Below are 9,639 nucleotides of genomic sequence, written 5' to 3'. Positions count from 1 at the left end.
GCTCAGTATATTATCGATAAAGATAAGTAAAGGATTGTTGCATTTGAGAAAATATGAAGAGTTATTAAGTAGAAACGAACACCTTATGATAAAAGAAACTAACAACTTACCTTATAACTTGAGTGGTCTGACTTTAGATCATTATATTTTTATTAATAGCAATCATTCAAAGTCTAAACAACTTGAAACATTGGCTGAAGAAATAGCACATACACAAATTACATATGGCGATATTAGAAATCAAAATAATTTATTAAATCGAAAATACGAACTAAAGGCACGTCGCTTATCATATGAAATTTTAATGCCTTTAAGTGAAATTATCGAGGCTTATAAGCAAGGAGTACAGAATATGTATGAACTTGCTGATTTTTTTGAGGTTTCAGAAGGTTTTGTACAACAATGTATCAGGCATTATAAGTGTAAGTATGGATTGGAAGTTAAATATAAGGATTACCTTATAAAGTTCGAACCGTTTAGAGTATGCGAATAACCAAGAAGAATAAGATTGACTAATAAAAAGAAAACATCTATAATGCAAGTATGAAATAGTTGTTCTATGAAACGACTCAAAAAGCCTCTCATGCTTGCATGAGGGGTTTTTTCGTTATAGGAGCGAATTCTATTGAAAAACATTGATGCTATAAAAACTTATTTAAAGGTTTCACCAGAATCAAAACCTTATTTGAGTTGCAAAGAACAAATAATTTTATTAAAAGATAGAGGTTTAATAATTGACGATGAAGAATTTGCATTATTACAACTAGAAACTATATCCTATTATTCATTAATCAATGCTTACTCACACTTCTTCAAAGAAAAAAATGCTGATTTTTTTATCAAAGGAACAAAGTTTAGAGATCTATTTCATTGTTATCAAAATGATATGCGATTAAAAAATTTATATTTTAAATACTTAATTTTAATTGAGCAATCTTTAAAAAATAATGTTGCTGCTGTAGTTGCTAAAAATTTCGGGGTTATTGAACCCAAAAAAAGAATGGAAGATAATCGAAAATTTTTCGACAGAAAATATAGTTATTTAGATACATATTATTACGACCCTCATAAAAGTAAAAGAGCTGGTGTCTTGGATGATATAAGTAAGTCATTGAATTGGAATAAAGTAGAGTCAATTAATCATTATAAGAAAAAACATAACCATGTACCACCATGGATAATAATATTACCTCACAATTTTGGTTTAACAATTAAGTGGCTAAGTATTTTAAAGAGGAATCACAAAATTGAAGTATTAAAAAATATTTCAAACATAAATAGCAATGAAAAAGATTTAGCTAGTATAGGGGTAAATTCACTAAATTTATTAAGAGAATTTAGAAATAGAATAGCACATGGTCATAGATTCTATTCCTTCAAATCCGAATCACAACTATCTCTAACTCATTTCAATAATTTAATTGATTTTGAATTTCTTGAAAAAAAAGAATATGCTCAAGGTATTGGAAAAAATGATTTATATGCCTTAACTTTAATAATTCTATTGTTTACAAGAAATAAACCAACTCGAGATAATTTAATTGAAGAATTATTTAGACTAAATAAAGAAATGGATCAATACAATAAAGTAAACTTACTAGAATCAATTGGATTTACTAATGATTTAATTCGAAGACTTTCATTTTTAAACGAAAATTATCTTTAGATAAAAGAAACATAAAATTTTCAATTAACACATTTATACGGGTAGTTCACCTACCCTAATTATTTTTTTACATTTCTAGAGAACACACGTTCTCTATGGAGGTGGTTACTATGTAAAAATGAACTAAACATCAAGAATCCACATCAAGAGAGGAGTAACTACTATGAATGTCAAAAAGATTAACGGATCATGGTCATATGATTTTAGATGTCAAAATAAGAGATACCGTAAAAGAGGTTTTAAGACTAAAAGAGAAGCAAATGAAGCAATGCAACTGAAATACAACGAAGTAAATAAGAATCAACTCATATCATCAAAAACACCGTTTCTAGAGTACTTTAAAGATTGGATAAAAATTAATAAAGAGAATAAAATATCACAATCCACTTTAAACCGTTATTATAATGCATTAAATATCTTTGATGAAAAATTTGGCAATATAGCTATTAAAGATGTATCACAACTCAAATATAGAGAAATGCTAAAAGAGTATGCAGAAGGTCACTATATTGGTGGACGAAAAGAGGGACGTACTAAAGCAAGTGTTCAAAAATTAAATAACTGTTTTTCACAAGCATTTAAAGATGCATTAAATGAAGGAATTATTGAACGTGATCCAACTTGCAACGCCCCTATTTATGAAAAGAAACCTACAAAAAAAGAAGAAGATAAATTTATGTCTTTAACTGAATACAAGAAATTAAAAATATTCTCAACTAGTAAAAATGAATTATCCTATTTAGTTATTTTTATACTTATAGCTACAGGTGCCCGCTTCGGTGAAGTTCAAAAACTACAATATAGTGATTTAGATTATATTAACAGTACAATTCATTTAAGAGGTACTAAGACTAAATCTTCAAATAGAATTATTTCAATTGCTAGAAAAGATATGAAACATATACAAAATGTTTTAAATCAAAGACCAACGTCAATTAATGGATATATTTTTAATACAGGTGCTAATTTAATAACTAATAAAGCTGTAACTACTCTATTAAATAACTTTTTATTAGATAATAAAATGAATAACTATACTTTACACAGTTTAAGACATACTCACGCATCAATGTTACTTGCTAAAAACTTTACAATTCAATATGTAAGTAAAAGACTAGGTCATGCAAATATTGAAATTACATGGCGTGTGTATAGTCACCTATTAGAAGAATTAAAAAGTGAAGAAGATGCAAAGCTAGATAATATTATTAATTTTTAAGTGGTCAACGAACCAGACAATTTGACAATAGTTCAATCAATTTTGACCACGTATTGACCAAAATATTTTTAACAGACTTTTACAGATTTTCAACACAATAAAAAAGAACGTTGATATATCAACGTTCTAGAGTAATTTAGTTAATCAGAATTAAACTGATTCTTACTAATTTACGGAAACGGAGGGATTCGAACCCTCGCGCCGCTCTCGCGACCTACACCCTTAGCAGGGGCGCCTCTTCAGCCAACTTGAGTACGTTTCCATGGCTCCACAGGTAGGACTCGAACCTACGACCGATCGGTTAACAGCCGATAGCTCTACCACTGAGCTACTGTGGATTAATGTATAGTATCTCCAATGAGCACAAATACTATTATAACAATAAACGTGATTTTTGCAATAGATATTCTTTAAAATTTATACGGAATATTTACACTAAATTAATATAAACATCCCGCATAATTTAAATTTAAACACACTGCTATTTATTATCTAATAGAGAATATTGGGAAAGTGCTTCGTAAATATTTAGTGAGGATTTTTCATAATCAATAGGCATATCGGGGTTATTTGAACGCATTTTAGACTGTTTATCTACCATGTAGTAATAAAAAATGGCATTTATATATTGATGCCACATACTATGAAATGACACATTTATGATAAGTGTTTCATGATTAGCAAAAATGACTTTACTTTTTCTGTGCTTTAAAGGCTTAATATCTACAATAAAATGCATATTAATCCATATGTTTTCTTCTTGTCTGTCAGAATGTGTTGGAAAAAAATAAGTTGGGAATAAGGGAGTGAGTAATATCGGAGGTTTGCTATTAATACGAGCGATTCGACTTGTTTCTGCTTTTTTGCTAAGATAATTATTTCCGTAAAACTTGCAAGATCTTTCTATAATTTTCTGCGTTTTAAATGGGCTTCTTTCTTTTGTGGTGTCAAATTTAATGATTTCTGTTCCTTGAGCATGTCCATAATCGTCGATAATGGGTCGTATGACCATATCTCCTTTACGTATAACATATATGGTTTTTTTGTCCATAGAGTAACCTTCCTTTCTTTCGATTAAAGTATTATATATTCTTCAAAACATATAACTGACTAATATTTTATATCATTTTTATTTAATGTCAAGTTATACCTTAAGAATATATTTACACCTTTTTCTCGAATAAATGTCAGAATATTCATTGATTTCGAAATTGAACAGATGTATACTAATTTTAAATAAATTAAATATGTAGAAAGGTCGTGTTTCTTATGCATTATAATACTAATGTGCAACACACAACTCTTAATCAATTTGTCACTACAGTTAACGACTTAGGCGTTGAACTTATTATTGATGAGGCGCTAAGAAAGGCTAGAAAGGATAAGTTAACCACCTTGATTGATAAGGCACTCATTGATAAAAACGAAACAGACTTTATGAATTACACAAACGAATACAAAAAATTGGAGGCGTTTCTAAATGACTAAATCCGGATCCTGGTATAAATCCTAAAAGGGCTATTCACTACTTAAACAAGTAAGCGAATAGCCCTTAATTAATGCTTAGGACATTAACTTAATTATTTCATCTTTATCAATATCTCCAAAATAATAATAAAAATCATAATCAGCTAGAGCCTCTTTGATGTGAGGATAATCATGTAAGCACCCAATTAATGCTTGTTCTAATTCTGTAATATTACCTTCTCCAAAGAAATCACCAAATATTTTAGCATGTTCGATTTTTCCTTTTTTAACATCTAGTTTTATTTGTATAAAACCACGCTCAAATTTATGTTCTCTTTCAAAATTATATTTAGGGTTTCTACCGTAATTCCATTCCCATGTTCTGTATTTTTCATTGCTTAATTGTTCTATTTTTTTCCAATCGTCATCAGTTAAATGATATTCTTCTACTTCATGTTCACCGAAAATCGTTTTTAAAATAATTTGTTTAAACTCTTCAATAGTAATTTTTTCTGTTAAAAACTCTTCAATATTGGCAACACGTTTACGTACGGATTTGATACCTTTAGATTTTATTTTTGCTGGGTTAACACGTAAAGCATTCTGCACTTCATCTAATTCACTATTCAACATTAATGTGCCATGACTAAACATTCGATCTTTGACTTTTACCATTGCATTCCCAGAAATTTTTGCGCTACCTACTTGAATGTCATTACGTCCTGTCATTTCAGCATTTACTCCTAATGACTGTAATGCTTGAACAATGGGCTCGGTAAATTTTTTGAAATTATGAAAGCTATTTCCATCATCATCAGTTATAAAACTAAAGTTTAGATTTCCTGTATCATGATAAACAGCACCACCACCTGAAATACGACGTACCACGTCAATATGATGTTCATCAATGTATTCCTTGTTTACTTCTTCAATCGTATTTTGGTTCTTCCCAACTATGATTGATGGTCGATTCACGTAAAATAAGAAATAGCTTTCCTCTGAGGGTAATTGTTTTAAAACATATTCCTCCATGGCAAGATTAAGTGTTGGATCAGTAATATTATTATTACTTATAAACTTCATTCTATCTCTCCTTAGTTCTCTTCTTTATGCCCTTATTTACTTTATGCCTTAATTCCAATAAAATTTCCAATCATTAACTCATTTATGACATTTTTTTCATATTTTAGCTTTAAATATGCATTTATAAGAGAAATTTGTTTATTTGTAGTGTAATTTTTAGTAAAATAAAATTTAGCTATGATTTGAGGGAGGACTCAGAATGACTGTTGCTGAAGTAGGTAATATTGTAGAATTTTATGACGGTTTAAGAGGCCGTGTTGAAAAAATAAATGATAACTCTGTTATTGTTGATTTGACTATCATGGAAAATTTCAATGACTTAGATTTACCTGAAAAAACTGTAATTAATCATAAACGGTATAAAATCGTTGAACAAGAAGGTTAATTTTCAATGAAGAAGATATCTAATGCTTTAAAATGGTTTATTGCAAGCTTTATCGTATTTCACCTTATTTTACTTGTGATGTGGGGCGAACATCAAGAATATTGGTACCTATATACTGGTATTATGTTAATTGCTGGAATAAGCTATGTATTTTATCAGCGAGACATTAAGTCAAAAAGATTATTGACTTCAATTGGTGTTGGATTAATTACAGCCCTTTTACTCATTATTATTCAGTTAATATTCTCGTTTATTTCAAATGATTTAAGTTACACTGAATTAATTAAAGAATTAACGAAAACAGGTGTTCATTATAAATGGCAAATGCTAATTACTTTATTGTTTGTCATACCATGCCATGAATTATATATGCGAACTGTGCTGCAAAAGGAATTAAATGCATTTCATTTACCATATTGGTTACAAGTACTAATTACAGCATTATGTTCCAGTTCCTTGTTTATTTACTTAGATAATTGGTGGATTGTTGTTTTCATCTTTGTATGTCAACTTATTTTATCCCTCAGCTATCATTATACACGTCGCATTGCAACAACATCTGTTGCTCAGATTGTTGCAATTATTCTATTATTAATATTTCATGGTTAAAAAGCATTTCTTAGTCTATGCAGCTAAGAAATGCTTTTATTTTTTAGTTTAAAACAAGTAATTGAATGCTACACTACGTTTATAATTAATGAAGCATCATTGTTAGGAGTTTACAATAAAATTATTTTTAATTTGAGGGCGATAGTCATGGGTGTTTAATAGTTTTGTCATAATAAATGACATTGGATATTCAAAACTATCTCTGTTTACTATAACGTCACCAATGATAAACTGATAATTTCTAAAACAATAATCGGTCATAGTAACACGATAACTACCATTTAAATCAATTCCTTTAATAGTAACCCTTTGAAATGGCGGCTTTTTCATATTCACTTCATAATTAAATCCTTGCCATTGCGTGCATAATGTTTCATCTATCACAGTTTGTTTCAAATGGTCATCTTCAATTTCCAAATGTGCATAACTATATTCTAAGATATCTTTGATCTGTTGACCTAACAGAGTTATATCAATGGGTTTGTCTGGATGAGGATATGCTTCATAAATATCTTTATTTTGTATCTGCTGTTTTAACCCTTGCTCTCCATTTCTAGGCACATTAACACAGGTGATATTATTGTTAAATGCATACCGCAAACTGTCATGCAGCAGTTGTGTAAAGTGATGTGAACCCGCTACCATATCTTCTAAGCTATTTACTTGTAAGGAGCACGAGGTTTCAGAAATGATTTCATTAGACCAATGTGTAACTGCTTTTCTATCATAATATGTTAGCTTTAATAATGCTTCATCTTCATTATGTTGATTTAAATTTATAGCTTCGGCATTGACATGTTCTATTTCATAGCTATTCGTGCGTTTTTTAAACTGTATATTAATATGAACCAATTCTTCAGCGTTTTGTCCAGCTTGTACATACACCGTTTCATTGTCTTTACCTATTACCGTTTGATGTTGATGCGCCGTAATAATTAAATCTATCACACCCATCTCACGTATTAATTTCTCAGCTTCATTTGCATTTTCACTATGACGACTATTTGTAGTTTGGCTTATTTTATCTAAACCACCATGATAAATTACAATTAAAAAATCAATTTTCTCAGTTTCATGAATATAACGAATCCAGCGTTTAGCAGATAGTAAGGTTTTCTCGATTTTTACATCTGGTTCCATTTCAGCGTATTCATTTTTCATTAATCCATCTGCGGTTAATCCTATAATACCAATTCTCACATCTTGATATTGTTTGATTACATAAGGCGTTGAAAAGTATGGCTCACGTGTCATGTTATATTCTATATTTGCGGATAACCATGGAAACCTTGCAAGTGATACTGAGCGTGTTAAAAAGGACAGACCAAACTTAAATTCATCTGAACTAATACCACTTGCATCATATTGCATCGCATTCATTAGTTTTATCATAGGATGTCGCTTATATGGAGCAACTATGGCATAGTAATAAGCTGGTAACGAGCCAGCTAAACTTCCTCCACTATCAAGTAACAAGACATGTTTATTACGTTTTCTAATATCTTTTACGTATTGCCCTGCTCTATATATATTTGAGCCATAATTTCCATTTAAGAATTGACTATGCATATCCGTAGTAGTAATGACGTCAACACTAATTCTCTCATTTTTCTCCATATTGCCATCCTCCTGTCAACTTTAGTTTAACATCGATCATATTAAACAATCCATGTTAAACAAGTTTCTGTATGTTTTTAAATTCTTCATCAACAGCTAGACATATTAAGAAATATTAAAAAAGGCGCGAGACAGAATTCAATATGAATTCGTAGTCTCGCCCCGACAAGATTGTGTAATTAATTATTAAACTATCGTTTTGCTTCTATTCCAACGTACAAGTGATAATTAACCAATTTGAATACGCTCTTTTGGATAATGATATTTATCTGGTTCTCTTCGACCGGCAATCATTATAATAAATGAAATCAAACCTACACGTCCTATAAACATAAGAACCATTAATACTATTTTAGTCACATTGCTAATATCATCAGTTACCCCTAGTGTTAACCCGCAAGTACCAAACGCAGACATCACTTCAAAAAACACTTGTAAGAAAGTTAATTTACCATTCTCAGCTGTAGCAATAACAATCATACTTACAAAGGTTAAAATACTTGCCATTATAAATACAGCAAATGATCGTTGTATATCCATAATATGCAATTCTCTATTGAAAACTTTAATAGATGTTTTTTCTTCATTATTACTAAAATTAAGTGCAAATAATATTAAGATAGCAAATGTAGTTGTTCGAATTCCACCACCTACAGAACTAGGAGATGAACCAATAAACATGAGTAAACTCATAATAATATTTGTAGCATCACTGAAGTTAGTCACATCTATCGTTTGTAATCCTGCACTTCTTGTAGTTGCTGACTGAAAGAATGAATAAAATAATTCCTGATGCCAACTAAGTCCTTTAAATGCATGATTATGTTCTAGTGCTAAAATTGCTATAATCCCAAAAAAGAATAAGAAGAAATAAGTTGATGTCGTTATTTTTGTAAATAATGAAAATCTGAAGTTAGTTATTCTATTTTTTATATATGCTTTTGTCTCTAATAGTACTGGGAATCCAATGGAACCTAAAATAATTAATACCATCACGATAGTTTGGACAAAGTAATCATTTGCATAAGGAATAAGAGATTCCCCTGTTATATCTAAGCCCCCATTTGTAGTAGCTGATATTGACACAAATAAACCTTGCATTAAAGCATTTTTTAAATCTGGATTATCTCTATAAAAATAAAATGCTAGTAATAATGCACCGACTAATTCAATAACAAATATGGTTTTTACAATATCAAGTATTAATTTAACTGTTCCACTCATCGTTTCCCTATTATTATCAAGCATAATGAGTTGACGTTCACGTATCCCAATACGTTTACCTAATACAACCCATAATAGGGTTCCAATAGCCATCACACCAATGCCACCAATATTTAGAATGATTAGAATGATGACTTGGCCAAATGTAGAATATGTGTCTACAATATTAACTGGCGATAATCCAGTCACACTAATACCAGATACAGCTACAAATAAAGTATCTATTGGATTGACATTGACATTAGGTTTATGGACAAATGGTAAATTTAATAATAAAAATGCAATGACGATGGCTACTAAATAATACAGTACAATCCCCTGTTGAGGAGTGGTTTTCTTTAGTAACTGATTGAAGATAGACATCTACTT

Annotated in this window: 10 protein-coding genes and 2 tRNA genes; 6 read left to right on the top strand and 6 right to left on the bottom strand. The window is 29.9% G+C overall.

The window, feature by feature from the left end:
• The 3 genes from HMPREF3267_RS02490 to HMPREF3267_RS02480 form a co-directional block, all read left to right on the top strand.
• Positions 1 to 493 (top strand): ImmA/IrrE family metallo-endopeptidase (locus HMPREF3267_RS02490; RefSeq protein WP_371106718.1); only part of this gene is annotated, 493 nt, incomplete at its 5' end.
• 132 nt (positions 494 to 625) lie between these two features.
• The gene (locus tag HMPREF3267_RS02485; RefSeq protein WP_062077795.1) at positions 626 to 1,666 is read left to right on the top strand and encodes an Abi family protein; all 1,041 of its coding nucleotides are present in this window, start codon (positions 626 to 628) and stop codon (positions 1,664 to 1,666) included.
• Between the two features lie 163 nt (positions 1,667 to 1,829).
• Complete coding sequence (locus tag HMPREF3267_RS02480) at positions 1,830 to 2,885, top strand: tyrosine-type recombinase/integrase (RefSeq protein WP_070866791.1); 1,056 nt, start codon at positions 1,830 to 1,832, stop codon at positions 2,883 to 2,885.
• 173 nt (positions 2,886 to 3,058) lie between these two features.
• Here the strand turns inward: HMPREF3267_RS02480 and HMPREF3267_RS02475 are convergent.
• From HMPREF3267_RS02475 to HMPREF3267_RS02465, 3 genes are all read right to left on the bottom strand, one after another.
• Positions 3,059 to 3,147 (bottom strand) — tRNA-Ser (locus HMPREF3267_RS02475).
• A 1-nt stretch (position 3,148) separates the two neighbouring features.
• Positions 3,149 to 3,223 (bottom strand) — tRNA-Asn (locus HMPREF3267_RS02470).
• A 143-nt stretch (positions 3,224 to 3,366) separates the two neighbouring features.
• Positions 3,367 to 3,936: a competence protein ComK gene (locus HMPREF3267_RS02465; protein WP_002459481.1), complete on the bottom strand. Its 570-nt coding sequence runs from the start codon at positions 3,934 to 3,936 to the stop codon at positions 3,367 to 3,369.
• A 218-nt stretch (positions 3,937 to 4,154) separates the two neighbouring features.
• On the opposite strand from HMPREF3267_RS02465, the gene HMPREF3267_RS02460 reads away from it, so the two are divergent.
• Positions 4,155 to 4,373: an IDEAL domain-containing protein gene (locus HMPREF3267_RS02460; RefSeq protein ID WP_062077452.1), complete on the top strand. Its 219-nt coding sequence runs from the start codon at positions 4,155 to 4,157 to the stop codon at positions 4,371 to 4,373.
• 75 nt (positions 4,374 to 4,448) lie between these two features.
• Here HMPREF3267_RS02460 and HMPREF3267_RS02455 read toward each other — a convergent pair whose 3' ends face one another.
• Positions 4,449 to 5,435, bottom strand: coding sequence for a lipoate--protein ligase (locus tag HMPREF3267_RS02455; protein WP_002459483.1), 987 nt, complete (start codon positions 5,433 to 5,435; stop codon positions 4,449 to 4,451).
• A gap of 199 nt (positions 5,436 to 5,634) precedes the next feature.
• Here HMPREF3267_RS02455 and HMPREF3267_RS02450 point away from each other — a divergent pair, with 199 nt between their 5' ends.
• Together HMPREF3267_RS02450 and HMPREF3267_RS02445 are read left to right on the top strand one after the other, a co-directional pair.
• Complete coding sequence (locus tag HMPREF3267_RS02450; protein ID WP_002459484.1) at positions 5,635 to 5,820, top strand: YkvS family protein; 186 nt, start codon at positions 5,635 to 5,637, stop codon at positions 5,818 to 5,820.
• Positions 5,821 to 5,826: 6 nt separating this feature from the next.
• A complete protein-coding gene (locus HMPREF3267_RS02445) occupies positions 5,827 to 6,429 on the top strand; it encodes a CPBP family glutamic-type intramembrane protease (protein ID WP_002459485.1) in 603 nt (200 codons plus the stop codon).
• Between the two features lie 102 nt (positions 6,430 to 6,531).
• Here HMPREF3267_RS02445 and HMPREF3267_RS02440 read toward each other — a convergent pair whose 3' ends face one another.
• Positions 6,532 to 8,046 carry a bifunctional metallophosphatase/5'-nucleotidase gene (locus HMPREF3267_RS02440; protein WP_062077450.1) on the bottom strand — a complete coding sequence of 505 codons (1,515 nt, stop codon included), beginning with the start codon at positions 8,044 to 8,046 and terminating at the stop codon, positions 6,532 to 6,534.
• Positions 8,047 to 8,274: 228 nt separating this feature from the next.
• On the bottom strand, positions 8,275 to 9,633 hold the full coding sequence (locus tag HMPREF3267_RS02435) for a TrkH family potassium uptake protein (protein ID WP_002459487.1): 1,359 nt from the start codon (positions 9,631 to 9,633) through the stop codon (positions 8,275 to 8,277).
• Positions 9,634 to 9,639: the final 6 nt, after the last annotated feature.

Origin of the sequence: Staphylococcus sp. HMSC62D11, assembly GCF_001839145.1 — a bacterium.
In the GTDB taxonomy this organism is placed as follows: domain Bacteria; phylum Bacillota; class Bacilli; order Staphylococcales; family Staphylococcaceae; genus Staphylococcus; species Staphylococcus lugdunensis.
This window is presented reverse-complemented; position numbering and strand designations above follow the sequence as displayed.